The organism is Xenorhabdus beddingii (assembly GCF_002127545.1).
Lineage (GTDB): Bacteria > Pseudomonadota > Gammaproteobacteria > Enterobacterales > Enterobacteriaceae > Xenorhabdus > Xenorhabdus beddingii.
This window is the reverse complement of record NZ_MUBK01000009.1, coordinates 87,914-113,084: the sequence shown is the minus strand read 5'-3', so window position 1 is coordinate 113,084 and position 25,171 is coordinate 87,914. Positions and strand designations below refer to the sequence as shown.

The 25,171-nt window shown below is 44.8% G+C and carries 22 protein-coding genes; 18 read left to right on the top strand and 4 right to left on the bottom strand.

Annotated elements, in window-relative coordinates; translation table 11 throughout:
• Nucleotides 1–3: 3 nt before the first annotated feature.
• Both Xbed_RS07380 and Xbed_RS07375 read right to left on the bottom strand, forming a co-directional pair.
• Nucleotides 4–432 carry a tail fiber assembly protein gene (locus tag Xbed_RS07380; RefSeq protein ID WP_244182427.1) on the bottom strand — a complete coding sequence of 143 codons (429 nt, stop codon included), beginning with the start codon at nt 430–432 and terminating at the stop codon, nt 4–6.
• Nucleotides 432–1,145 (bottom strand): tail fiber protein, encoded by a 714-nt coding sequence (locus Xbed_RS07375; RefSeq protein ID WP_086112280.1) that lies wholly within the window; start codon nt 1,143–1,145, stop codon nt 432–434. Before Xbed_RS07375 ends, Xbed_RS07380 begins: the two co-directional genes overlap by 1 nt.
• A gap of 709 nt (nt 1,146–1,854) precedes the next feature.
• On the opposite strand from Xbed_RS07375, the gene mlaA reads away from it, so the two are divergent.
• The gene (mlaA, locus tag Xbed_RS07370) at nt 1,855–2,607 is read left to right on the top strand and encodes a phospholipid-binding lipoprotein MlaA (RefSeq protein WP_086112279.1); all 753 of its coding nucleotides are present in this window, start codon (nt 1,855–1,857) and stop codon (nt 2,605–2,607) included.
• A 74-nt stretch (nt 2,608–2,681) separates the two neighbouring features.
• Here mlaA and fadL read toward each other — a convergent pair whose 3' ends face one another.
• Nucleotides 2,682–4,004 (bottom strand): long-chain fatty acid transporter FadL, encoded by a 1,323-nt coding sequence (gene fadL, locus Xbed_RS07365; RefSeq protein ID WP_086112278.1) that lies wholly within the window; start codon nt 4,002–4,004, stop codon nt 2,682–2,684.
• A 352-nt stretch (nt 4,005–4,356) separates the two neighbouring features.
• Here fadL and Xbed_RS07360 point away from each other — a divergent pair, with 352 nt between their 5' ends.
• The 4 genes from Xbed_RS07360 (at nt 4,357) to sixA (ending at nt 9,307) form a co-directional block, all read left to right on the top strand.
• Complete coding sequence (locus Xbed_RS07360; RefSeq protein ID WP_086112277.1) at nt 4,357–4,653, top strand: YfcZ/YiiS family protein; 297 nt, start codon at nt 4,357–4,359, stop codon at nt 4,651–4,653.
• Between the two features lie 312 nt (nt 4,654–4,965).
• Nucleotides 4,966–6,276 carry an acetyl-CoA C-acyltransferase FadI gene (gene fadI, locus Xbed_RS07355; RefSeq protein ID WP_086112276.1) on the top strand — a complete coding sequence of 437 codons (1,311 nt, stop codon included), beginning with the start codon at nt 4,966–4,968 and terminating at the stop codon, nt 6,274–6,276.
• A complete protein-coding gene (gene fadJ, locus Xbed_RS07350) occupies nt 6,276–8,486 on the top strand; it encodes a fatty acid oxidation complex subunit alpha FadJ (protein WP_086112275.1) in 2,211 nt (736 codons plus the stop codon). The genes fadI and fadJ overlap by 1 nt, the downstream gene beginning before the upstream one ends.
• Before the next feature lie 338 nt (nt 8,487–8,824).
• Nucleotides 8,825–9,307, top strand: a complete 483-nt coding sequence (sixA, locus tag Xbed_RS07345) for a phosphohistidine phosphatase SixA (protein WP_086112274.1) — start codon at nt 8,825–8,827, stop codon at nt 9,305–9,307.
• A 17-nt stretch (nt 9,308–9,324) separates the two neighbouring features.
• Here the strand turns inward: sixA and smrB are convergent, their stop codons facing one another.
• Nucleotides 9,325–9,867: an endonuclease SmrB gene (gene smrB / locus Xbed_RS07340; RefSeq protein ID WP_086112273.1), complete on the bottom strand. Its 543-nt coding sequence runs from the start codon at nt 9,865–9,867 to the stop codon at nt 9,325–9,327.
• Between the two features lie 184 nt (nt 9,868–10,051).
• Between smrB and hutI the strand changes: the two genes are divergently transcribed.
• From hutI to Xbed_RS07270, 13 genes are all read left to right on the top strand, one after another.
• On the top strand, nt 10,052–11,341 hold the full coding sequence (gene hutI, locus Xbed_RS07335; RefSeq protein WP_086112272.1) for an imidazolonepropionase: 1,290 nt from the start codon (nt 10,052–10,054) through the stop codon (nt 11,339–11,341).
• A 19-nt stretch (nt 11,342–11,360) separates the two neighbouring features.
• Complete coding sequence (gene hutG, locus Xbed_RS07330) at nt 11,361–12,320, top strand: formimidoylglutamase (RefSeq protein WP_086112271.1); 960 nt, start codon at nt 11,361–11,363, stop codon at nt 12,318–12,320.
• A gap of 87 nt (nt 12,321–12,407) precedes the next feature.
• Nucleotides 12,408–13,097, top strand: coding sequence for a histidine utilization repressor (gene hutC / locus Xbed_RS07325; protein WP_208612210.1), 690 nt, complete (start codon nt 12,408–12,410; stop codon nt 13,095–13,097).
• A gap of 300 nt (nt 13,098–13,397) precedes the next feature.
• Complete coding sequence (gene hutU, locus Xbed_RS07320; protein WP_086112270.1) at nt 13,398–15,077, top strand: urocanate hydratase; 1,680 nt, start codon at nt 13,398–13,400, stop codon at nt 15,075–15,077.
• Nucleotides 15,078–15,091: 14 nt separating this feature from the next.
• Nucleotides 15,092–16,624 carry a histidine ammonia-lyase gene (gene hutH, locus Xbed_RS07315; protein ID WP_086112269.1) on the top strand — a complete coding sequence of 511 codons (1,533 nt, stop codon included), beginning with the start codon at nt 15,092–15,094 and terminating at the stop codon, nt 16,622–16,624.
• A gap of 92 nt (nt 16,625–16,716) precedes the next feature.
• Nucleotides 16,717–18,075 carry an amino acid permease gene (locus Xbed_RS07310; protein WP_086112268.1) on the top strand — a complete coding sequence of 453 codons (1,359 nt, stop codon included), beginning with the start codon at nt 16,717–16,719 and terminating at the stop codon, nt 18,073–18,075.
• A 225-nt stretch (nt 18,076–18,300) separates the two neighbouring features.
• A complete protein-coding gene (prmB, locus tag Xbed_RS07305) occupies nt 18,301–19,233 on the top strand; it encodes a 50S ribosomal protein L3 N(5)-glutamine methyltransferase (protein ID WP_086112267.1) in 933 nt (310 codons plus the stop codon).
• Nucleotides 19,234–19,447: 214 nt separating this feature from the next.
• Complete coding sequence (gene aroC / locus Xbed_RS07300; protein WP_086112266.1) at nt 19,448–20,533, top strand: chorismate synthase; 1,086 nt, start codon at nt 19,448–19,450, stop codon at nt 20,531–20,533.
• An 87-nt stretch (nt 20,534–20,620) separates the two neighbouring features.
• Nucleotides 20,621–21,421 carry a sulfite exporter TauE/SafE family protein gene (locus Xbed_RS07295; RefSeq protein WP_086112265.1) on the top strand — a complete coding sequence of 267 codons (801 nt, stop codon included), beginning with the start codon at nt 20,621–20,623 and terminating at the stop codon, nt 21,419–21,421.
• A 22-nt stretch (nt 21,422–21,443) separates the two neighbouring features.
• Nucleotides 21,444–21,995 carry an elongation factor P hydroxylase gene (locus Xbed_RS07290; RefSeq protein ID WP_086112264.1) on the top strand — a complete coding sequence of 184 codons (552 nt, stop codon included), beginning with the start codon at nt 21,444–21,446 and terminating at the stop codon, nt 21,993–21,995.
• A 23-nt stretch (nt 21,996–22,018) separates the two neighbouring features.
• Complete coding sequence (locus Xbed_RS07285) at nt 22,019–22,294, top strand: YfcL family protein (RefSeq protein ID WP_086112263.1); 276 nt, start codon at nt 22,019–22,021, stop codon at nt 22,292–22,294.
• 855 nt (nt 22,295–23,149) lie between these two features.
• Nucleotides 23,150–24,448 carry a coiled-coil domain-containing protein gene (locus Xbed_RS19965; protein ID WP_086112261.1) on the top strand — a complete coding sequence of 433 codons (1,299 nt, stop codon included), beginning with the start codon at nt 23,150–23,152 and terminating at the stop codon, nt 24,446–24,448.
• An 84-nt stretch (nt 24,449–24,532) separates the two neighbouring features.
• Nucleotides 24,533–25,072, top strand: coding sequence for a GNAT family N-acetyltransferase (locus Xbed_RS07270; RefSeq protein ID WP_086112260.1), 540 nt, complete (start codon nt 24,533–24,535; stop codon nt 25,070–25,072).
• Nucleotides 25,073–25,171 lie beyond the last annotated feature (99 nt).

Sequence of the window (25,171 nt, the reverse complement as noted above, 5' to 3'; positions counted from 1 at the left end):
TTATCATTTTGGCAGCTCCGGCCATTCGATATCGGGTGCGGTAGTGCAATCTACCCGATTGAGCAGCACCCGATATTTACGCCATGCGGTTAATGCGGAGTGTTCGGCATCGGTGGCGATATCCAAATCAACCGCGTCCTGACAGATATCAATGTTCTCTGCTGCTGTTCTCAGTAATTGCCGTTTCTCATGTTCAGCATTTTGCTGTAACTGCTCAGGCGTTGGCGGCGGAATATCAGCCCATGCTGGCAGACCATCTGAGCCAGCAATACGATATTTACCCTCTGGGGTAGAATCAATCGCGAACTCATTAAAAATAGTCTCGCTGACCTCAATCCCATCATCCGGCCATGAACCCACATTGATATAATCCTGTTTCATATGAGTAGGATAGAATGAATTACGCACTGCGCTGTAAAAATATGCCATCATTAGAATCCCCAGGCATGCCACTGACAGGCAGACAGAGCAGAAGGATTAAAAGTGCCTACTCCTCGCTGTAATGTTCCCAAATTTATTGCTAAAAAACCTGCTAAGCTAATATCATTTATTTGCCATATAGCTCTGACCGCACCTCCACCATTATCATGCTCACTGACCATAGATACCCCAGAACTAAACTGTATTGGAAATGTTATATACACCTCGTCATATGTTCGAGTTGATGTCACGCCCCACTGATAAATTAGTCCATTAGGGTATTGAACCCATCCATTTTGAGCATCTCCATATCGTTTGAAAAATGACATGTCAGGAATCTGGTTCGGTCCATTCCCTACGGTTCTATAAACCAGCTCTGATAAACCAATATTCTTCACAAACTCCGCTTTATTCGGAATATCGTCCCCGTTTTGTTTCTTCTCCAAATAGAGATCAAAATTATTGTTAAGGGCGTTTTGATTGGCGGTATTAGCTAAATCATATGCAGCTTTCACTGCTTTGGGTGTTGCAGCCATCGTCTCGCTATCACTGCCAGTATCATTGCTCAGGACAACAAAACCTTTATCTTGCAACGTAGCATCTGGATGATTACGACTTGCTGCGTGTTCTTCAATAGCTTCTTTAACATATTTCGGTGTTGGAACGACAACAAGGTCATCAGTTTCTAAAGTTGTTGTATCAGGCTTTTTATCTTGAATACTCATACTTATTCCCTCATCTAATCAACAATACAGATTGCTAAGTAACATGAAGGCGGTGGGTGACTGCTCCGCCTGTGAACATCAATAAAATAGGTTCATCAATACTGGAGAGTACGTCTTGACTAAATTCAGTGGGTGAGTTGCATGTTTTGATAGCAGGATGACATAAAATAACAAACAGAAAATAATAATATTTATCTGACGACTGATAAAACTTGTTAATAAAAATGAAATCCCCGCCTTTTAACTTACTGATAGTCCATCCCCGTAATCAGCATGTTGCATCATAGTGACAACAGCTTACTTTCCCATTGCTCTATGATTGTGCGTTTTTCTTTTTGGGAGATTGCAGTTTTTTTGATGAGATACTCAACTAAAATACAGGTACTGAATAGGGTGAAGTAAGGCAGACATTTTTTGATTTGTGTACATATTTGTGTACTTTTAAGGTATTATATTTTTTATTTTTCTTTTTAAAATCATTGTTATAAATCTTTTTATCTCTATATCCATTTTACTAAGGGGACAATGGAGGCTGAGTATACCTGCTTTTTTTGCTAAAGATAAGGGACAGAGAATTGTTTGCCTATATAATCACCACTCTTTTTGATTACCATTAATGAAAAATTGGAAGTATATTTAACATATTAGGAGCATTGGCTGGTTTGCAGCATGATGGTTGATGTCAAAAAATAATTATTTGGAGAACAATATGAAGTATCGTTTAAGCGGGATTGCTCTTACAGCAGTCTTACTCGTGGGATGTGCCAGTCCATCGAATACGAGTGAACAGGGGCGTTCTGATCCGCTGGAAGGGTTTAACCGTGCTATGTTCAACTTTAATTATGATGTTCTCGACCCTTATGTTCTGCGGCCTGTGGCTGTTGCATGGCGGAATTATGTGCCGACGCCTGCCCGGAATGGTATTGGCAATTTTATGAGCAATCTGGAAGAGCCAGCCAGTATGGTTAACAGTTTTTTGCGTGGCGATATCCATGAAGGTGCAAAACACTTTAACCGCTTCTTTTTAAACACACTCTTGGGAATGGGCGGGTTTATTGATGTCGCTTCCATGGCAAATCCTAACTTGGCAAAAGAAGATCCGATGCGTTTTGGCAGTACATTAGGTCACTATAATGTGGGCTATGGCCCGTATGTTGTTCTGCCGGGTTATGGTAGTTTCACATTGCGTGATGAAGGCGGTAACTTTGCGGATATGACTTATCCTGTGCTGAGTTATCTCACTGGTTGGATGTCGGTAGGAAAGTGGATGTTCGACGGGATAGAAACCCGTGCCCGTTTGTTGGACTCTGATGGTCTGTTAAAAAACTCTTCTGATCCGTATTTGATGGTGCGTGATGCTTACTTCCAACGCCACAATTTTATGGCCAATGGCGGCCAGTTGGAACCAGAAAAAAATCCTAATGCAGCCAGCATTCAAGATGAATTGGATTCCATTGATTAATCAGGGTTCGATAATCAAAAAAGGATAGCGGGTGCTATCCTTTTTTAGATCACGGCATTTGGTGAGAACGTGTATTAGAACGTATAGTTAAAGTTCACGCCGTATAGCCATGCGGTTCCTTTGGAATCGAATTCATAAGGGGTATTGAACCCTTTTTTCTGAACATCTTCTGGCAATTCTTCGCTAACATGTACTTTTTTGCCACGCATATAGGAAACACCAACATCCACAGAGGCATCTTTATTAAATGCGTAAGTGGTTCCCACGCTTAACCAGAAACGGTCTTGATCCGGAATGGAGATAGAGCGATTTTTAGCGGGTACTGGGCTTTCATCGAATGCGATACCGGTGCGGAATGTCCAGTTATCGTCGTAGTAGTAAGTGGTACCCAGCGAGATACGGTAAGCATCGCGGAAACCTTCATGTTTCTCAAATGCAACGCTATCATTATCACTTCTTGTCGCTTTTAATTCCTTGAATTCACTCCAGCCTGTGTACAGGAGGCTATAGTGAATTGCCCACTGTGGTGCTACGCGGTTATAACCCGAAAATTCCCACATATCAGGTAAGTTCAGATCCAATTTACCTTTAACTATTTTGCCGTTAGTACCATTATCAAAGGCTTTTGGTATATATGGCAGATCGTTGCTGTAATCCCCGTTTTTAAACTTAACTTTGACTTTTGAGCGGTAAGTTAAGCTATAACGGTTATTTTCATCATATTGATACAGAAGTCCCGTATTCCAGCCGTAGCCCCAATCTTTACCTTCCAGTTTAGCCGCTTCAGCACTTGCAGGAATATTGAGCCCTGTCATTTTCGATACTATAGAACCGATTTCACCCATATGGCGAACAATTGTAGCATCGGCATAAACAGCATTGACACCTAAGCCAAAGCTGAACTGATCATTAAATTTGTAAGCACCACTTAGGTTTAGATTCACGGTTTTAAGATCAGTTTTCCCACCGAGCAGGCCAGCAGAGTAGTTATTGCTGAAACTGGTTGCCAGACCGAAGTTGGAAGTCGCAGATGCACCCACATACCACTGATCATTGATCGGGGTAATAAAATGCAGGTTGGGGATCCATGCATTTGGCGCAATATTTTTAGCATCAGTGCTATTTTTGGTGAGAGGTGACTGCCCAGTGATATCAACATTTGGGTTGACATACACTAAGCCACCGGAAAACGATGGGCTATTAAATAAAGTCATGGCCGCAGGGTTACGGCTGCCAACGGAAGCGTTGTCTGCAACGACACCTGCCCCAGAAAATGCACGACCTAGTCCTGATGATGAATACTCATTCAATTGAAAACCGGCAGCATTAACGTTGGATGAGATGATTGCAACCGCCACTGCTAATGCTGAACGTGTAAACAGGTTTTTCTGGTTCATAACCAAAACCTCATTGTTTAATTATTATTAACATGCTACTCAAGTAGCTGAGAGCGCGGAATTGTAGAGTCGGTTTGCTACAATGACAAATCAGACCAGTGCACGAAGTATAGGCTCGAACATAGAATATGTTGCAAGAATGTTTTCAAAATATAACCAAGATGATTGCTAAAATGGGACTTGCTTAACAAAAATACGACAACCAATGTTAATGAAGTGTAAATAAAAACAGGTTCGTGTGATGAGATCAATAAATAGTGAGATAAATGGCATCAAATAGCGTAAATGCTGGTTATCCATAGTCAGAACCTCGTAATATTATCAGCAAGTTTTTATCGTTGGAGAAATAGAAATGCCTGATGCCATTAACCGTTGTCGTGCGGAAGAAACTGCTGCCTGTTGTTGTGTTGATGTAGGAACCGTCATTGATAATGAAGATTGTACTGCTTCTTACCAGTGTGTTTTTGCCAGTGGGCAAGAAGCTGAAACTATGTTTAATACGTTGACTCAAAAGGCAAAAGCGGTGGAATCAGAGCCATGCGTTATACATCATAAAATCGAAGCAGTTGAGGGTGGAATACAATTATCTGTAGATTTCACTTTTAGCTGTCAGGCAGAAGCACTGATTTTTCAGTTAGGATTGCGCTAATCCACTCTGAATGATGATTTTCCCATTGTTTTGTCATTTCAAACAGTGGGAAATCAGTTGTCATTTATTGTAATAATTCTTCTTTTATTGTAACTCATCACCTTTTCTTTATTTTTATCGCACATTCCCCGTCCAAGTTGTGTAAATTATAAATAGCTTAAAGTTGCGCTTGCTCGCATTTTTCGTTTATTCCTGTTTGCTATTTCCCAACATTGCGTTAACAATGCTTGATCAGGTCTGACCTCTTGCGAGGTGAGTAAATATTTTTAATCAATCAATTGATTTAATTAATAATTATTGTCAGGAGTTGCTATGGGTCGTTCTTCAACAAAAGTAACACCGCCAAAAGAACGTGTTGCTATTGTCAGCGGGTTGCGCATTCCTTTTGCGAAACAGGCAACTTTCTACCACGGGATCCCGGCTGTCGATTTAGGAAAGGCGGTTGTCAGCGAACTGGTCATTAGGAGCGGTTTGTCGCCTGAGAAGATCGACCAATTAGTTTTTGGGCAAGTTGTTCAAATGCCTGAAGCACCGAATATTGCAAGGGAAATTGTTTTGGGGGCAGGCTTAAGTGTGAATACTGATGCCTATAGCGTTTCCCGTGCCTGTGCGACAAGTTTCCAGGCAATTGCAAATGTGGCTGAAAGTATTATGGCAGGTACCGTCAATATAGGCATTGCCGGAGGGGCTGACTCTTCATCTGTGTTGCCGATTGGCGTCACTAAGTCATTAGCCCGTACTCTGGTAGACCTGAACAAAGCTAAGGGCTTACCTCAACGGCTGAAATTACTCAGCCGCTTGAAGTTACGTGATTTATTGCCAGTATCGCCTGCTGTTGCCGAATATTCTACGGGGTTAAGGATGGGAGATACGGCGGAGCAGATGGCAAAAACCTATCATATCAGCCGTAAAGATCAGGACGAATTAGCACATCGTTCCCATGTGTTAGCCGCTAAGGCTTGGGAGCAAGGGCTTTTGAATGATGAAATCGTATCGGCTCATTTCCCGCCATACCGCGACACATTGGTTGAAGATAATAACATTCGGAAAAATTCAGTTCTGGCCTCTTATGCTAAATTGCGCCCCGCTTTTGATCGTAAATATGGCACCGTCACGGCAGCAAATAGTACGCCACTGACAGATGGCGCGGCCGCTGTCATGTTGATGCGTGAATCAGTTGCCAAGGCGCTGGGGATGACTCCATTGGGGTATCTGCGTAGTTATGCATTCTCTGCCATTGATGTTTGGCAAGATATGCTACTGGGACCCTCTTATGCGACGCCGTTGGCGCTGGATCGGGCGGGTATTACCTTGAACGAATTGACGCTCATTGACATGCATGAAGCATTCGCCGCCCAAACATTGACGAATTTAAACATGTTTGCCAGTGAAAAATTTGCCCGTGAAAAGCTGGGGCGTACTCAGGCAATGGGTGAAGTAGATATGGATAAATTCAATGTATTGGGCGGGTCAATTGCTTATGGGCATCCATTTGCTGCAACGGGAGCCAGAATGGTTACCCAGACATTAAATGAATTGCGTCGTCGCGGTGGTGGGTTTGGGTTGGCGACAGCCTGTGCCGCAGGTGGTTTGGGTGCTGCAATGGTATTGGAGGTAGAGTAATGGCTCAGGCTGAACAAGAAACGGTCATGTCAATGGCACAACCGAAACAATCGGTATTCGATTTTTCTGTTAGGGATGACAAGGTGGGCGTCATCACGATTGATGTGCCGGGTGAGAAAGTGAATACCCTGAAAGCTGAATTTGTTGAACAATTTTTAAAAATGTTTGAGAAAGCGCAGCAAGTGTCCGGTTTGAAAGGGCTGGTGATTGTCTCTGGGAAGCCGGACTCTTTCATTGCGGGTGCAGATATCAGCATGATAGCAGCCTGCCAAACTCAGGAAGAAGCGACAGCATTGGCCGAGAAAGGTCAAAAACTATTTGCGCAGATTGCCAACTATCCTTTACCGGTTGTGGCTGCCATTCATGGTGCGTGCCTGGGCGGCGGTCTGGAATTGGCATTGGCTTGTCATGCCCGCATTTGCTCTCTGGATGATAAAACGCGCCTAGGTTTACCGGAAGTTCAGCTTGGGTTGTTACCGGGTTCGGGCGGAACCCAGCGCTTGCCACGCTTGATTGGTGTCAGTGCGGCTCTGGACATGATATTGACTGGCCGTCAACTCAGGGCAAAACAAGCGCAACGGTTGGGCGTCGTGGATGACGCCGTTCCTTTACCTATCTTGCTGGATGTTGCTGTGCAATATGTTAAAAAAGGCCATGATGTTAAAAAAGGCAATGCGAAAACAGGCATTGCCAAGCGCAAGCCATTGGCATGGTCACAGCGTATGTTGGCGAGTGCATTGGGTAGGTCGCTGCTATTTCGTGCGGCACATCAAAAAACGCAGGCAAAAACTCACGGCCACTATCCCGCACCGGAGAAAATTCTCAATGTGATCCGTACCGGTCTGGAGAAAGGATTAGATAAGGGATTTCAGGCTGAGGCCAGGGCATTTGGCGAATTGGCGATGTCGCAGGAATCGGTGGCATTGCGGAGTTTGTTCTTTGCTTCGACTGCGTTAAAAAATGAAACAGGTTCGTCAGAGCAGCCTGCTGAGATCAAGCAGGTGGGTATTTTGGGGGGGGGTCTGATGGGAGGAGGGATCGCCAACGTGACCATGACACGAGGAAACCTGACTGTCCGCATTAAAGATATTAATGAAAAAGGCATTAATCAGGCACTGAAATATACATGGGATATTCTGTCTAAGCGGGTAAAACAGCGGCGGCTGAAATCAAGTGAGCGTTCTCAGCAGATGTCTTTATTGACAGGAACCACAGATTACAGCGGATTTAAGCAAGCGGATATCGTGGTTGAAGCGGTATTTGAAGATTTGGTATTGAAACGCAAAATGGTTTCAGAAATTGAAGAAAACACGAAACCTGAAACTATTTTTGCCTCTAATACTTCCTCGTTACCTATTCACAAAATTGCGGAGGTGGCGACACGACCAGAACAGGTCATTGGCCTTCACTATTTTAGCCCGGTTGACAAAATGCCGTTGGTTGAAGTCATTCCACATGCAGGTACGAGTGAAAAAACGATTGCAACCGCTGTTGCACTGGCGAAGAAACAGGGAAAAACCGCGATTGTTGTCGGGGATAAAGCCGGGTTCTATGTGAACCGGATTCTGACACCTTACATTAATGAAGCGGGTTATTGCGTGTTGGAAGGAGAGCCGATTGATCACATCGATAAGGCTCTGGTGAACTTTGGTTTTCCGATTGGCCCAATCAATTTGTTGGATGAAGTGGGTATAGATGTCGGTACTAAAATCATCCCTATCTTGGTAGAGCAACTGGGTAATCGATTTGCTGCGCCAGAGATTCTGGATGCGGTCTTAAAAGATGATCGGAAAGGCAAAAAGAATGGCCGTGGTTTTTATTCTTATACGAATAAAAAGCGTTCATTTTGGTTCTTCGGCAAGAAATCCAAAGAAGTTGATGCATCGATTTATACCTTATTAAAAATCAAGCCAGCGATAAAAATATTACCTGCTGATATTGCCCGGCGTTGTGTAATGCTGATGTTGAATGAGGCCGTTCGCTGTTTGGATGAGGGGATTATAAGAAGTCCCCGTGATGGTGATATTGGTGCTGTATTTGGCATTGGGTTCCCGCCGTTTCTGGGTGGGCCATTCCGTTATATTGATAAACTTGGCAGTGATAAGGTTGTCGAAATTTTACGTCGGCTGGAACAACAGCATGGAGAGAGGTTTACGCCATGCGCAGGTTTAATCCAGATGGCTGAACAGAAAAAGACATTTTACTCATAGCTTATGGTTTTATGCCCCCATAGATTTCAAGATGCAGGGGATACCTAAATCAATCACATCGGCTCTTTTCATCAAGAGCCGTTTTTTTGCCGGGAATTATTACCATTTTTCATGGTTTTTATTTTTCATATAATAAAGAAATAGACACACATGGAACGACAGATATATCAACTGTTTTTAACCATTTTATTTGCCCTTTTTTTAGGGCAGAATGCCAATTAATGCTAATTGAAACGTTTTTTATCGAATTTTAGCTTGTTAATATCAAATTAGCCGACTTATTCATACCGTAAATGGCTTGCCTTGAGGTTGGTTCACAATTAACTAGACGGTGGATTATGTACGTTTTTATTATGCGTCACGGTGATGCTGCCTTAGATTCAATCAGTGATACGGCCCGGGAACTGACGCCTCGTGGATGTATGGAATCACGGAAAATGGCTTATTGGCTTGAGCAGCAAGATCCTGATGTTGATTATATCCTGGTCAGTCCTTATCTCCGGGCCGGACAAACCTTAGAGGTCGTCCGTGAATACCTGACATTACCTGACAGTGAGGAAGTGTTAGATGAATTGACTCCATCGGGTGATGTCGCACTGGTCGCCAGCTATTTACATGTTTTATCAACACAAGGGCACAAATCGGTATTGGTGGTTTCCCATTTACCGTTGGTGGGCTATTTGGTTTCTGATCTCTGCCCCGGGCAACCCCCCCCGATGTTTGCGACATCCGGCATTGCTTGTGTGAAGTGGGATTATCAGGCAGCAAAAGGGAGCCTATTGTGGCAAACCTCACCGGCCCAACTAGCGACCAAATTCTAATATCATCTGAGAATCAATTAGCGCTGCGTGAATTCCTCCATCTCGATCAGAATGAGTAACGCGGCGTTCCCTCCCCACTCTTTAGGAGCCTGATGAAAGGCGATAATATCGGGATGTTGGGCAAGCCATAAGGGGGCCTGTTGCTTGAGAATATGTTTACCGTGGCCATGCATCACGCAGGCACAATAGACGTGTTCACGGCGGCAGGCTGCAATCAAAGCCCCAATCTCTTGTTTGGCCTGTAACTGGGTTAATCCATGTAAATCCAGAAAAAGCTCAGGTGAATAATCGCCCCGGCGTAATTTCTTTAATTCATAATGATTGGCACCTTCCCGAAGGTAACGGGTCGGGCCTTCCGTATCCAAATTGGGTTGGAACTCATCGGAAAAATAGTAACTGGCATCAACCTGTTCTTGCATAAGACGTTCAGGGGCGACATGACTTATTTTTTTTCTTTTCGGGGTATGGGTAACCGTATCTTGGACAATGCGACGAGATCCCGCAACAGACGTTCTGAATAGACTGATGTCTTCTTGGTTTAATCGGTTTTTCTTCTTCATTACACGTTAATTCACTCACAAATTTCGCTAAGTGTACCTGATTTTTTGCGATTTTTCTTAGGCACCATCATTTTTAGCAACAAGCTGTTCACAAAATGATTTGACAATCGTGTTTGGTTATAAAATAAATGTATATACAACATAAAAATTGATATCAATAAGAAAGAATAACAGGACGATAATCATGTCGATTGAACTGAAAGACAGCGATGTTATTTGGCGCAATGCCAGACTTGCCACAATGAACGCTACAATAAAGGGCATTGATGGTAAAAATCATTATGGAATGTTAGAGCAGCATGATCTTATTGTGCGGAATGAAAAGATCTTGGCCGTTCTGCCAACGGAGAGTGTGCCAGCCAACCACTGTCAGATTATTGATGTCGGACAGCGACTAATCACTCCGGGTTTGATCGACTGCCATACCCATCTGGTTTTCGGGGGTAATCGTGCATCGGAATGGGAGCAGCGGTTAAATGGGGTTTCTTATGAAGAAATCAGTGCTAAAGGGGGCGGGATTAATTCCACTGTCACTGCCACTCGCCATAGTTCGGCCCGACAATTGGAAATGGCTGCCCAGAAGCGTCTCAATGCGCTGATTGCCGAAGGCGTCACCACCATTGAAGTGAAATCAGGCTATGGGCTGGATCTGGAGAATGAAGAGAAACAGCTAAATGTAGTACTGGCATTGGCACAGAAAAATCCCATCGAAATAAGCCCAACACTACTGTCAGCTCATGCCGTTCCCCCGGAATATAACCATGACCCTGATTCCTATATTCATCTAGTGTGTGACTCCATCCTGCCCACCCTGTGGCAAAAACAGTTATTCGAATCCGTGGATGTATTCTGCGAAACCGTCGGTTTTAACCTTAGCCAGACCAAGCGTCTGTTTGATGCAGCCGCTCACCTGAATATCCCTGTAAAAGGTCACGTTGAGCAACTTTCCAATTTGGGCGGGAGTGAACTGGTTGCTGAATATCAGGGGCTGTCAGTGGATCATCTCGAATATTTGGATGAAAAAGGCATTCAGGCTCTCAGCCGTAGTGGAACGGTTGCCGTGTTGTTGCCCGGGGCATTTTATTTCCTGAAAGAGACGAAGCGTCCACCTATCGCATTATTGCGTGAATATGGTGTTCCGATGGCTATTTCGACAGATTTTAATCCCGGCACCAGTCCTTTTGCTTCCTTGCGCCTGATCATGAACATGGCTTGTGTGCAGTTTGGTTTAACACCAGAAGAAGCGTGGCAAGGTGTTACAATCCATGCGGCTCGCGCATTGGGGCGGGCAAATAGCCACGGCCAATTATCTGCGGGTTATAGGGCAGATTTCATTGTCTGGGATGCTCATAACCCGGTGGATATTTTATATGAGATAGGTCATAACCCATTGGTTTATCGCATTTATCGCGGAAAAATCACGCATCATGACCACGTAAGTCAAGCTGATGATAATGACATTGGCAATCATTAATAGTGGCGAGGGAAAGAAGATGAATTTATGGCATCCAACATCAGAAAACATTTGGCAAGGGCGTAATGATCTTGCTGAAGCCGATAATGCTTTGCGTGTATTCCAGACCATAAAACAGCCCGTCAGTTTCTCTCCAGAAGCATTTCCTCATCATATTGCGCTAGTGGGTTTTGAGTGTGATGAAGGCGTCAAACTTAACCAAGGTCGTCCGGGAGCGAAATTGGGGCCTGAATATTTGCGTCAATCATTGGCGAATTTAGCCAGTTATCAGGGGCATGATCGGCTGGTGGATTTGGGGAATATTCGTGCTAATCCTGAAAAATTAAGTGAAGCGCAGAATGCCCTCAGTGATGCTGTCCACCATTGCCTGCAACATAAGATGAAAACCCTGATTTTTGGTGGCGGGCATGAAACGGCATTTGCTCATGGCATGGGGATTTATCGCGCGTTTCCGACACAACGCATAGGCATCATTAATTTTGATGCGCATCTGGATCTGCGAAATTCACCGCAGCCGACATCAGGAACCCCATTCCGGCAGCTTGCCCATTATTGCCAGCAGCACCAGCGCCCGTTTAATTATACTTGCATCGGTGCCAGTTTGGCGTCAAATACCCAAGCGTTGTTGGATGAGGCCAATCACCTTGATGTCACGATTATTTGGGATACTCAGTGTGTTGAACCCATGCCGGACAAGCTACAGCAGCAATTACAAGATATCATTAATCAAGTGGATATCATCTATATGACCATCGATCTGGATGTGTTACCCATTTGGCAGATGCCGGCCGTTTCCGCTCCGGCTGCGTTGGGTGTTCCGCTGGACCGTTTATTGCCATTCATTCAACTTATTTGTCAGAGCAAAAAATTACAAGCCGTAGATTTGGTCGAACTCAATCCTTTGTATGATATTCAAGGAATGGGGGGAAAAGCGGCGGCCCGTCTTGCATGGCAATTGGTGCACTGGTGGCATGAATAAATGGCATGAATAAATGATATGAATAAAAAGTAGAAGGAATTGATAGTGACGGCCGATTTATCAGATACATTGGCCAAGCCAGTGCCAATGTATGCGAAAGTCAAACAGACGATTGTTGAAAAAATCTATACAGGAGAATGGAAACCCCATGATCGGGTTCCTTCTGAGGCAGAATTAGTCAGGCAGTTTAACTGTAGTCGCATGACCGCTAACAGGGCACTGAGAGAGCTGACGGCGGAGGGATTTCTGTTCCGCCTGCAAGGTGTAGGATCGTTTGTTTCTGAGCCGAAAGGACAGTCGGCTCTGTTTGAAATCCACAGTATTGCGGATGAAATTGCTTCACGCTCTCATCAACACAGTTGCAAGGTGCTGAAACTTTCTGAGGTGAATGCCAATATGACACAGGCAGCGGAATTTGGTATTGCGGTCGGTTCGCCTATCTACCATTCCATCATTCTACATTATGAAAATGATATGCCAGTTCAGATTGAAGATCGCTATGTCAATGCTCAGGCTGCGCCGGAGTATTTAAGGCAAGATTTTAGCCAACAAACGGCCCATGATTATTTATCGCAAGTCGCGCCCTTGACGGAAGGCGAGCATATCGTTGAAGCCGTCGCGGGAGATGCCCGTTCTTGTCGACTATTGCAAATTGAGGCAAATACGCCTTGTTTGTCAATCAGCCGCCGAACGTGGTCGAAAACAGGTATTGTTTCCAGTGCCAAGTTATTGTTTCCGGGCCATCGATATAAATTAAAAGGGCATTTTAGTTCATAGTCTGCTTATTTGGGCCACAAAAACCTCTTTAACCCAAAAGGAAAAGAGGTTTTTTATCCATGATGGCGGCATCCAGTTGTGACGACAATGTAAAGCAAATGTGATATAAAACACAAAACCAGCAAAAAAATTCCCCGATTTATCACCAAGTAAATCATTGTCATCTTATTGATATTTATCATAAATGATAATGTACCCCCGATCATCAACTTTATCTGCGTCACATTTTTGCCTATTGAATATACATGTATATACAACTATACAATTAACAAAATACATCAAGATGAAATAGGAAAAATCGTGACGAGACAAAATAATAAATTCCGCAACGTCATTATCCGTGCCCCTAGAGGAACACAACTCACAGCAAAAAGTTGGCTGACGGAAGCCCCTCTCCGTATGCTGATGAACAACCTTGATCCTGATGTGGCTGAAAACCCGAATGAATTAGTGGTTTATGGCGGGATCGGCCGCGCAGCCAGAAATTGGGCAAGTTATGAAAAAATCGTTGAGACGCTGAAAAATCTGGAAAATGACGAAACCTTGCTGGTGCAGTCAGGCAAACCCGTGGGCGTTTTCAAAACACATGCAAATGCCCCACGGGTATTAATCGCAAATTCGAATTTAGTTCCACATTGGGCGACGTGGGAACATTTCAACGAATTGGATGCCAAGGGGCTGGCGATGTATGGCCAGATGACAGCGGGGAGCTGGATATATATTGGCAGTCAGGGCATTGTCCAAGGGACTTACGAAACTTTTGTGGAAGCCGGACGCCAGCATTACAACGGCAGTTTAACCGGACGCTGGGTATTGACGGCGGGTCTGGGTGGCATGGGAGGCGCACAGCCATTAGCCGCAACATTGGCAGGTGCATCTTCACTGACCATAGAATGCCAGCAAAGCCGCATCGATTTTCGTCTGCGTACCAAGTATGTGGATGAGCAGGCTATTGACCTGGATGATGCTTTGGCACGTATTCAGCGCTATACCCATGAAGGTAAAGCCGTCTCAGTCGCATTGTGCGGCAACGCGGCAGAGATCTTGCCTGAGCTGGTACGCCGTGGCGTTCGTCCTGATATGGTCACGGATCAAACCAGCGCCCATGATCCCTTACATGGTTATTTGCCAATAGGCTGGACATGGGAAGCCTATTGCCGCCGCGCTGAAACTGAACCAGAGGCCGTGATTCAGGCGGCAAAATCCTCAATGGCGGTGCATGTTGAAGCCATGCTGGCCTTCCAGAAGCAGGGCGTGCCGACTTTCGATTATGGTAATAATATCCGTCAAATGGCGAAAGAATCAGGTGTTGAACATGCCTTTGATTTTCCCGGATTTGTTCCCGCTTACATTCGTCCTCTGTTCTGCCGTGGTATCGGGCCTTTCCGGTGGGCAGCCCTTTCCGGTGATCCTGAAGATATCTATAAAACCGATGCCAAAGTAAAAGAGCTGTTGCCTGATGATACCCATTTACACCGCTGGTTGGATATGGCGAGAGAACGCATCAGTTTCCAAGGCTTGCCGGCGCGTATTTGCTGGGTAGGGCTGGGGGATCGCGCCAAATTGGGATTGGCCTTTAATGAAATGGTACGCAGTGGAGAACTTTCTACACCCATCGTCATTGGTCGTGACCATTTGGATTCTGGCTCTGTAGCCAGTCCCAACCGTGAAACTGAATCCATGCAGGATGGTTCTGATGCGGTTTCAGACTGGCCTCTACTGAATGCCTTGTTAAACACAGCCAGCGGCGCGACATGGGTTTCCCTGCATCATGGCGGTGGTGTCGGCATGGGGTTCTCGCAGCATTCCGGCATGGTAATTGTCTGCGATGGCACTGATGAAGCCGCAGAACGCATTGCCCGTGTATTACACAACGATCCGGCAACAGGCGTTATGCGACATGCTGATGCGGGTTATGAGCTGGCTATCCAGTGTGCGAAAGCACAGGGTCTGAACCTGCCAATGATTGATGCAAAATAAGGAGCGTTATTGATATGAGAAATATTACTATTCATCCGGGAAAAATGACGCTTGAAGCGTTACGTCATGTTTATCAGCATCCTGTGCACATAAGTCTGGACGAGCAATGCTTCCCTGCCATAGAAAGCAGTGTTGCTTGTGTAAATCGCATCATCAGTGAAAACAGAACCGCTTACGGTATCAACACCGGTTTTGGCTTACTGGCAAATACCCGCATTGCAGAACAAGATTTGGAAGAGTTGCAACGTTCTATCGTAATGTCACATGCAGCGGGAGTGGGTAAACCTTTGTCGGATGACATTGTCCGATTGGTTATGGTATTGAAAATCAACAGCCTGGCCCGTGGTTATTCTGGCATTCGGCTGGAAGTCATTCAGAGTTTGGTTGCTTTGGTTAACGCGGAGGTTTATCCCTGCATCCCAAGTAAAGGTTCCGTGGGGGCTTCAGGAGATTTGGCCCCATTGGCACATATGAGCCTGTTATTGTTGGGTCAAGGTAAAGCCCGCTATCGTGGAGAATGGCTCCCCGCCAAACTCGCGCTGGAAAAAGCAGGACTCAAGCCGATTAGTCTGGTCGCAAAAGAAGGGCTGGCGTTGCTCAATGGAACGCAAACTTCAACCGCTTTTGCCTTGAAAGGTCTTTTTGCCGCCGAAGATTTACTGGCATCGGCCGTTGTTTGTGGCGCGTTGTCTGTTGAAGCCGCCCTTGGTTCCCGTAAGCCATTTGACGCACGTATTCATGAAGCCCGTGGTCAAAAAGGGCAAATTGATGTGGCAACCCTCTATCGTTGGGTTTTGGAAGAGCAAAGCGGTCTCTCCGAATCCCACAAAAACTGTCCGAAAGTTCAAGACCCTTATTCACTGCGTTGCCAGCCACAAGTGATGGGAGCCTGCTTAACCCAGATCCGCCACGCTGCCGATGTGATTATGGTTGAGGCCAACGCCGTTTCCGATAACCCGTTGGTATTTACTGAAGAGGATGAAGTGATTTCTGGCGGTAACTTCCATGCAGAACCTGTCGCGATGGCATCGGATAATCTGGCCATCGCGTTGGCAGAAATCGGCTCCCTGTCAGAACGTCGCATTGCCTTGCTGATGGACAGTAATATGTCTCAGCTACCGCCCTTCTTGGTCGAAAACAGCGGCGTGAACTCCGGTTTTATGATTGCTCAGGTCACTGCGGCAGCGCTGGCAAGTGAAAACAAAGCCTTGGCGCATCCTTCCAGCGTAGATAGCTTGCCAACGTCTGCCAATCAGGAAGATCACGTATCAATGGCCCCCGCTGCTGGCCGTCGCTTGTGGGAAATGGCCGATAACGTGCGCGGAATTTTAGCCATTGAATGGTTGACTGCCTGTCAGGGCATGGATTTTCGTCATGGATTAAAGAGCAGCCCGGTACTGGAAAAAGCCCGCCATATTCTGCGTGGTAAAGTTGCGCATTATGATAAAGACCGTTTTTTCGCCCCTGATATTGAGGAGGCCATCCAACTGTTGGCTGAACAGCAACTTTCTGCCTTGTTGCCCACAGGAAAGATCTTAGAAAACTAAACACAAACACATCGTTTTAGGCCGGGCAATATCCGGCCTTATCGTAGTATTTATCTTTTCCAATCTAATAATAAAAGTCACAAGGATAAATCATGCAAAACAGTTCACAACTCAAGCGAGGGTTAAGTCTTCGCCACATTCGATTTATGGCGCTGGGATCGGCCATTGGCACAGGGCTTTTCTATGGATCAGCCGAAGCCATTAAAGCGGCGGGGCCGGCGGTATTGTTAGCCTATGCGATGGGTGGGGCAGCCGTTTTTATGGTCATGCGGGCATTGGGGGAAATGGCGGTACATCGTTCAGCCCCCGGCTCTTTCTCCTATTATGCCACTCATTACTTAGGGCCATTGGCGGGTTTCTTGACCGGATGGACTTACGTTTTTGAAATGCTGGTTGTTTGTCTGGCTGACGTCACTGCATTTGGCATCTATATGAAACTCTGGTTTCCCCATGTTGATCAGTGGATTTGGGTACTCGGTATCGTCTTTTTCATCGGGGCGATAAATTTATGTAATGTCAAAGTGTTTGGTGAAATGGAATTCTGGCTTTCTATCGTCAAAGTGGCTGCGATTATTGCCATGATTGTGGGTGGTTTTGCCATTATGATGTATGGCTTCAGTCAAGAATCCGGGCATGTCACGGGTTTATCAAATTTATGGGAACATGGCGGCTTCATGCCAAATGGTATTGCGGGGGTGATTGCCTCATTTACGGTTGTGATGTTTGCATTTGGTGGCATTGAAGTGATTGGTATTACCGCCAGTGAAGCGAAAAACCCGGAAAAATCTATCCCACGTGCAATCAATGCCGTTCCGTTCCGTATCTTGCTGTTCTATGTGCTGACTCTGTTTGTTTTGATGTGCATTTATCCGTGGAATCAAGTGGGGCAAAACGGCAGCCCATTTGTCCAAATATTCTCCAATCTGGGCATTGATTCGGCCGCGAATATTTTGAACATTGTCGTGATTACTGCTGCCATTTCAGCGATCAACAGCGATATCTTCGGTGCCGGTCGGATGATGTATGGCATGGCGCAAGAAAAACAGGCTCCCGCTTCTTTCACACAATTGACTAAGAATGGCGTACCGTGGATCACCGTGTTGGCAATGTCAGGGGTTTTGCTATTGGGCGTTGTTTTGAACTACCTGCTGCCGGAAAAAGTATTCGGGATCATTGCCTCCATTGCAACATTTGCAACCGTTTGGGTATGGCTGATGATTCTGCTGTCACAATACATGATGCGTCGTAACATGCCCGCCGAAGAGGTCAGACAGCTTAAGTTCCCTGTTCCCCTATGGCCTGTCGCCCCCGCCCTGACCATTGCGTTTATGGCATTTGTTATTGCGGTGTTGGGATACTTTCCCGGAACCCGGATTGCATTGTACGTTGGGATGGTATGGATAGCATTACTGACGATTAGCTATTACCTATGGGTGAAAAAAACCAGATAATACAAGCTGGGCAGACCATCCGGTACATGCTGGATGGTTCTTTCATTCCATCGCAAATAAATCTGCATTACAGTCATTTTGTCCCCTGACACGCTCTTTTCCTTGATCCGATTTTTATAAACACAATTTCTCACTGAGACAATTCATATGCTCAGAAAGCTGATTTGTGTCAAGGATCATGGCAAACTAGCGCGTTAATCCATTTTTTGTCGTTCGGAGGTTTTCTTGGATAAGATTTTTGTGGATGAGGCAGTTGCAGAGCTGCAAACCATTCAGGATATGTTGCGTTGGTCTACCAGCCGTTTCAATGCCGCCAATATCTTTTATGGTCATGGAACGGATAACCCGTGGGATGAAGCGTTGCAATTGGTGCTTCCCACGCTGTATCTGCCTTTGGATATTCCAGAATCCATGATGACATCGCGTCTGACATCAACAGAGCGCCATCGCATTGTTGAGCGTGTCCTTCGCCGTATCAATGAGCGTATTCCGGTTGCTTATCTGACCAATCGTGCGTGGTTCTGTGGTCATGAATTTTATGTTGATGAGCGGGTTTTGGTGCCTCGTTCACCCATCGGTGAATTGATTAACAATCAATTTGCCGGATTAATTCCGCACGAACCATTGACTATTTTGGATCTTTGTACCGGAAGCGGCTGTATTGCGATTGCTTGCGCTCACGCATTTCCTGAAGCAGAAGTGGATGCCGTTGATATCTCAGCCGATGCATTGTCAATTACGGAACAGAATATTGAGAGTCATGGGCTTTCGCATCGCGTGATCCCGATGAGTTCTGATCTATTCCGTGATATGGCACCGATGAAGTACGACCTGATTGTCACTAATCCCCCGTATGTGGATGAAGAAGACATGAGCGATCTACCTGATGAATTCCGCTGTGAGCCAGAATTAGGATTGGCTGCGGGAGTTGATGGTCTGCAATTGGTCTGCCGCATTCTTGCAACTGCACCTGATTTCCTCACGGAAGATGGGGTACTGATATGTGAAGTGGGCAATAGCATGGTTCACCTGATTGGACAGTACCCTGAAATACCCTTTACATGGTTGGAATTCGAACAGGGGGGGAATGGCGTTTTCATGTTAACCCGCCAGCAATTAGTTGAGTATCACGAATATTTCCATCAATTCAAAGATTAATCATTTTTCTTGGTACTCAATGGTTAAGACTGATACTGCATTAAATTATATCCAATAAATATCCAGTCACAGCGTAACCCACAAAATTGTGGCCTGAAAAATGAGGGATATAAAGGCAAATAAAATTGCTGAAATAAGATAGGTTTTAATCATTGGGTGAGTTATTGTTATTCGATCTCATTTTTAACGCACAAATAATGATGGCAGGGTAGGAATGGCAGGAAATAGTATTGGGCAGTTTTTTCGTGTTACCACGTTTGGTGAATCTCACGGAATCGCATTGGGATGTATTGTGGATGGCGTTCCGCCGGGCATTGCTATTACGGAAGCCGATTTACAAATCGACCTGGACAGGCGTCGTCCGGGAACTTCCCGTTATACAACACAACGCCGTGAGCCTGATCAAGTGCGTATTCTTTCCGGTGTTTTTGACGGGGTAACAACAGGCACCAGCATTGGCCTGACGATTGAGAATACCGATCAACGTTCACAGGATTACAGTGCGATTAAAGATGTATTCCGCCCGGGTCACGCTGACTATACCTATGAACAGAAATATGGACTGCGTGATTACCGTGGTGGTGGGCGTTCATCTGCCCGTGAAACCGCCATGCGTGTTGCGGCCGGGGCGATTGCCAAAAAATATCTGTTCGAAAAACATGGCATTCTCATTCGTGCCTGCCTGACCCAGATGGGTGATATTCATTGTGAACTGAAAAATTGGGAACTCGTTGAACAAAATCCTTTTTTCTGCCCTGATGAGCGTCAATTGCCCCAACTTGATGCCTTACTGCGAGCTTTGAAAAAAGAGGGGGATTCTATTGGTGCGAAAGTCACCGTCGTTGCTGAAAATGTCCCCGCCGGGCTGGGAGAGCCTGTTTTTGATCGTTTGGATGCGGATATCTCTCATGCATTGATGAGTATTAATGCGGTGAAAGGTGTTGAAATCGGTGACGGTTTCGGTGTTGTAAACTTACGTGGCAGCGAAAACCGCGATGAAATTACAACGCAGGGGTTCACCAGCAACCATGCCGGCGGCATTCTGGGCGGGATCAGCAGCAGTCAACCGATTATCGCCCATATCGCCTTGAAACCCACATCCAGCATTACGGTATCAGGCAGGACAATCAATCGCCAGGGAGAAGACGTGGATATGGTGACCCGTGGCCGACACGATCCTTGTGTGGGTATCCGTGCGGTACCTATTGCCGAGGCGATGATGGCGATAGTGCTGATGGATCATTTACTGCGTCAGCGGGCGCAATGTGCTGACGTGATACCACCGCTTCCACGCTGGTAGGTAAAATAGCGACCTGCATAGACACGTTCTGGTTGATGCCGAAAGACATCGTGATGATGGACAAGCAGTTTTCTGGTGAGATGAATAATGGAATGGTCATTACTGGGACCGGAAATTTACGGTTTACTCTTTTGTGTGGCGATAGTCGCGGGATTTATTGATTCCATTGCCGGTGGGGGAGGGTTATTAACCATTCCCGCGCTGTTATCGGTAGGGGTTTCTCCTGTTCAGGCATTGGCAACAAGTAAATTACAGGCTGTAGGTAGCTCTTTATCTGCCAGCCTTTATTTTATCCGTCGTGGCGTAGTGGACTTGCGTTCCCAGCGTTTTGCGATCGTCATGACGATAGTTGGCGCCATGTTCGGTGCTTTACTGGTTCAATTTGTGTCACCGGATTTTCTGCGTTACTTATTGCCCACATTGGTGATGATCATCGGTCTTTATTTTTTACTGGTACCCAATATTGGGGCAGAAGATCGGCAACGTCGCCTTGGCCCAGTGGCATTTGGTTGTCTTGTCGGGTGTGGAATTGGTTTTTATGATGGTGTGTTTGGGCCGGGAACGGGTTCCTTTTTCGCGCTGGGCTATGTCATGCTTTGCGGATACAATCTGGCGAAAGCAACCGCCCATGCCAAGGTACTGAACTTTGCGTCTAACATGGGAGCGTTGGGCTTTTTTATCCTTGGCGGGCAGGTTTTGTGGCTCGTGGGTTTTGTCATGTTGATCGGGCAAATCATTGGTGCTCGATTCGGCGCCAGTTTGGTACTGAACAAAGGGCAAAAACTGATCCGCCCAATGTTGGTGACCATTTCTTTTTTGATGAGCATCAAACTTCTCTATGACCACCACGGAGAGACTATCCGTTCCTGGCTGGCGTTTTATTTTTGATTTTGGGATATTGCATTAATTCATGACTGCACATCACTATCAACAACTGATTGAAATTTTTAATAATTGCTTTAGCGATGACTATAACACTCGCTTGATAAAAGGTGATGATGAGCCGATTTATCTGCCCGCAGATGAGGAAGTGAGCTATAACCGGATTGTGTTTGCCCATGGTTTTTATGCCAGTGGGTTACATGAAATTTCGCATTGGTGCATTGCGGGAAAAGAGCGCCGCAAGCGGGTCGATTTCGGTTACTGGTACTGCCCTGATGGGCGTGATGCCCAGACTCAGGAAGCGTTTGAAAAAGTGGAAATCAAACCGCAGGCATTGGAATGGTTATTTTGCGTAGCGGCGGGTTTTCCTTTCAATGTCAGTTGTGACAACCTCGAAGGGGATGTTGAGCCGGATCGCCTTGCTTTTCAGCGAAAAGTACATGCACAAATTATGCAACACCTTGAACATGGAATACCCACACGGGCAGCATGCTTTATTCAGGGTCTGCAATCGTTTTACAATACGCCGCCACTAAAAGCAGAACATTTTCCTTATCCGGAAGATCCTTTTGCTCATTGAAATTGATTTTGAGGAAGAAAATAATGCTCGCAGAGTTTGAAACACACATTCTGGCGCAAATTGATGACATGGTTGAACATGCCAGTGATGACGAATTATTTGCTGGTGGATACCTCCGTGGGCATTTAACATTGGCTGTTGCTGAATTAGAGCAAGAAGGTGCAAATACCGTTGAACACCTTCATCAACGTGTTGAAGAAAGTGTTCATAAAGCGATTAAAGCGGGAGAACTCACCCCACCCGATCAGGTGTTGGTTTTGGCAACCTGGCAGAGACTGTTGGCTGGCGTGAAAGCCTAACGCATTGATAAAAAATTAAGGGCTATTGATATAGCCCTTAATTTTTCTGCCTGAATCAGGTAATGACTGATTTACGATTACAAAAAAATTCGGAGCACCTCTCAATTATTATCATAAATAGCGAAAATTCAATCGTTATTGATCTTTTTATCATAAATATGAAGTAAAGTTATGTGGTTTATTAAGTTGACGCCAAATATATCTTTAGAGTTAATTTGATGTGGGAATGTGTTTCCCCCTTATTTATTATTGAAATTGTTAGGGTGTTAATATATTGAATGCAATGAGTGTGGATAATAAATAGAATAATAACTCTATGTTTGTCTTTATCTTAGGAAGGTTTTCTCAATAACCAGGAAATAATGGTGGAATATAACTTTTTATTAGGCTAACAAATGGAATCATTTTCTATTATTCAAAAATAATTGTGTTATTAGTGGAACGTCTGATGATTAAAATAATGAGGAATGTTAGAGTTTGGGTAATGATATATTGAAGGACTATACCCAAAATAATTCGAGTTGCATCGCGGCGGCAAGGGAGTGAATCCCCGGGAGCATAGATAACTATGTGACCGGGGTGAATGAGCGTAGCCAACAAAGAGGCAACTTGAAGTATGACGGGTATAAATCTTTCACCTGAATAGGTGACTAAAGTTATTAAATAACAACATGATAGTGATATACAGACAAGTCACAGGCCAGACCTGATAGATTTAAAGATACAGCCGACAAAGCGGTCACTTGAAAGACGATGAGGATAAATAAAGGAATCGATAACATCTCGCATTATAAAAACAGATGAATTCTTCTTGAGAATTTAAGGTTGGAAAAGGATACTTCAGGAGATGATGTCATGAAGCAGAAAGGCAGTTCTGCCCAAAGTGAATATGGATATTATACCACAAATAATAAAATACTTTTGTTACCTGAATCGATGAGTTATAGCTCCTTAAAGTTTTCATGGGAAAAGGTGATGAATACAACATTAGAAAAAAGAGTTGAAAATCTGGAATCAGATGTTGCACAAATAAAAACAGATGTTGCGGTCATAAAATCAAACTATGCGACAAAAGCTGACATTGAAGTTGTGAGGACATTGATTCATAAAGAAATAAGCGCTGGCCGTAGCGATATATCATTGTTAAATGGTGGAATGGTCTCTGTGCGCAAGGATATCTCATCATTGAACAGTGAGGTGGTCTCTGTACGTAAAGATACCTCATCACTGAACAGTGAAATGGTCTCTGTGCGCAAAGATACCTCATCATTGAACAGTGAGGTGGTCTCTGTACGTAAAGATACCTCATCACTGAACAGTGAAATGGTCTCTGTGCGCAAAGATACCTCATCACTGAACAGTGAAATGGTCTCTGTGCGTAAAGATACCTCATCACTGAACAGTGAAATGGTCTCTGTGCGCGAGGATATCTCATCATTAAACAGTGAGGTGGTCTCTGTGCGTAAAGATATCTCATCACTGAACAGTGAAATGGTCTCTGTACGCAAGGATATCTCATCACTGAACAGTGAAATGGTCTCTGTACGCAAGGATATCTCATCACTGAACAATGAAATGGTCTCTGTACGCAAGGATATCTCATCACTGAACAATGAAATGGTCTCTGTGCGCGAGGATATTTCATCACTGAACAATGAAATGGTCTCTGTACGCAAGGATATCTCATCACTGAACAATGAAATGGTCTCTGTGCGCGAGGATATTTCATCACTGAACAGTGAAATGGTCTCTGTACGCAAGGATATCTCATCACTGAACAGTGAAATGGTCTCTGTACGCAAGGATATCTCATCACTGAACAATGAAATAGTTTCTGTGCGCGAGGATATCTCATCACTGAACAGTGAAATGGTCTCTGTACGCAAGGATATCTCATCACTGAACAGTGAAATGGTCTTTGTGCGCAAAGATATCTCATCACTGAACAGTGATATGTCCTCTGTGCGCGAGGATATTTCTTCCATGAAGAAGGATATCGCCTCCACAAATGGAGATATATTATCGATACATCAGAGAATATCATCCCTGCATGAAAGCATGTCTGAGAAAATAGTTTCTCAAACTAAATGGATGGTAACAATAATGTTTGGTCTTTCTGGTATGATTATTGCCGCAATGAGGCTTATGCTTTGAATCCAGCAACGATTTAATTTAGTTGAGTTTTTTACTTTTACTATTAATGAAATAAGTAAAATTGAGTAATTGCCAGAGTAAACTATGTTTTCTATTCGCTTAACACAAGATACAGATGCAAGCCAATTACTTGCAATAGAATATTCCGCTGCAAAATTGTTTAGTTTTATACCGGAATTGGCTTGGATAGCCAATGGTCATGTGCAAACAGAACAGCAGCATTGGGATTATATTTCGCAAGGCAATAGCTGGGTTGCCATTAATGAATGTTCTCAGCCGGTTGGTTTTATCTTGGCTAAACCGTTAGATAATGGCCTGCATATTATGGAGCTTTCCGTGCATGAAGGTTGGCAGAGAAAAGGTATCGGAAAGGCGTTGGTTGAGAAAGTCGTTCAAGTAGCGGAACAACGTTATCTTCAAGCCGTGACATTGACAACTTTTCGTGAGGTGAGTTGGAATGCGCCTTTTTATCATAGCCTGGGATTTAACATCTTGGACTCTCAGCAGATTACTGAACCATTACGCCAAATATTACAAAGTGAAATTGATTACGGATTTGCTGAAGAACAACGCTGTGCAATGAAACGTTTGATCTCCACCCCTGAACGCTGTGCTGATTTTTGAGAATGAGGACACTGGGTTTTGCATCAGGCACTATGTTTTCCATCAGGTGCTATGTTTTCCATCAGGTGCTGTGTTTTCCATCAGGCACTATGTTTTCCA

Excerpts from the sequence above, each read along its gene's own strand:
- Xbed_RS07380 (WP_244182427.1), bottom strand. The coding sequence starts at position 432 with ATGATGGCATATTTTTACAGCGCAGTGCGTAATTCATTCTATCCTACT.
- Xbed_RS07375 (WP_086112280.1), bottom strand. The coding sequence starts at position 1,145 with ATGAGTATTCAAGATAAAAAGCCTGATACAACAACTTTAGAAACTGAT.
- mlaA (WP_086112279.1), top strand. The coding sequence starts at position 1,855 with ATGAAGTATCGTTTAAGCGGGATTGCTCTTACAGCAGTCTTACTCGTG.
- fadL (WP_086112278.1), bottom strand. The coding sequence starts at position 4,004 with ATGAACCAGAAAAACCTGTTTACACGTTCAGCATTAGCAGTGGCGGTT.
- Xbed_RS07360 (WP_086112277.1), top strand. The coding sequence starts at position 4,357 with ATGCCTGATGCCATTAACCGTTGTCGTGCGGAAGAAACTGCTGCCTGT.
- fadI (WP_086112276.1), top strand. The coding sequence starts at position 4,966 with ATGGGTCGTTCTTCAACAAAAGTAACACCGCCAAAAGAACGTGTTGCT.
- fadJ (WP_086112275.1), top strand. The coding sequence starts at position 6,276 with ATGGCTCAGGCTGAACAAGAAACGGTCATGTCAATGGCACAACCGAAA.
- sixA (WP_086112274.1), top strand. The coding sequence starts at position 8,825 with ATGTACGTTTTTATTATGCGTCACGGTGATGCTGCCTTAGATTCAATC.
- smrB (WP_086112273.1), bottom strand. The coding sequence starts at position 9,867 with ATGAAGAAGAAAAACCGATTAAACCAAGAAGACATCAGTCTATTCAGA.
- hutI (WP_086112272.1), top strand. The coding sequence starts at position 10,052 with ATGTCGATTGAACTGAAAGACAGCGATGTTATTTGGCGCAATGCCAGA.
- hutG (WP_086112271.1), top strand. The coding sequence starts at position 11,361 with ATGAATTTATGGCATCCAACATCAGAAAACATTTGGCAAGGGCGTAAT.
- hutC (WP_208612210.1), top strand. The coding sequence starts at position 12,408 with ATGTATGCGAAAGTCAAACAGACGATTGTTGAAAAAATCTATACAGGA.
- hutH (WP_086112269.1), top strand. The coding sequence starts at position 15,092 with ATGAGAAATATTACTATTCATCCGGGAAAAATGACGCTTGAAGCGTTA.
- Xbed_RS07310 (WP_086112268.1), top strand. The coding sequence starts at position 16,717 with ATGCAAAACAGTTCACAACTCAAGCGAGGGTTAAGTCTTCGCCACATT.
- aroC (WP_086112266.1), top strand. The coding sequence starts at position 19,448 with ATGGCAGGAAATAGTATTGGGCAGTTTTTTCGTGTTACCACGTTTGGT.
- Xbed_RS07295 (WP_086112265.1), top strand. The coding sequence starts at position 20,621 with ATGGAATGGTCATTACTGGGACCGGAAATTTACGGTTTACTCTTTTGT.
- Xbed_RS07290 (WP_086112264.1), top strand. The coding sequence starts at position 21,444 with ATGACTGCACATCACTATCAACAACTGATTGAAATTTTTAATAATTGC.
- Xbed_RS07285 (WP_086112263.1), top strand. The coding sequence starts at position 22,019 with ATGCTCGCAGAGTTTGAAACACACATTCTGGCGCAAATTGATGACATG.
- Xbed_RS19965 (WP_086112261.1), top strand. The coding sequence starts at position 23,150 with ATGAAGCAGAAAGGCAGTTCTGCCCAAAGTGAATATGGATATTATACC.
- Xbed_RS07270 (WP_086112260.1), top strand. The coding sequence starts at position 24,533 with ATGTTTTCTATTCGCTTAACACAAGATACAGATGCAAGCCAATTACTT.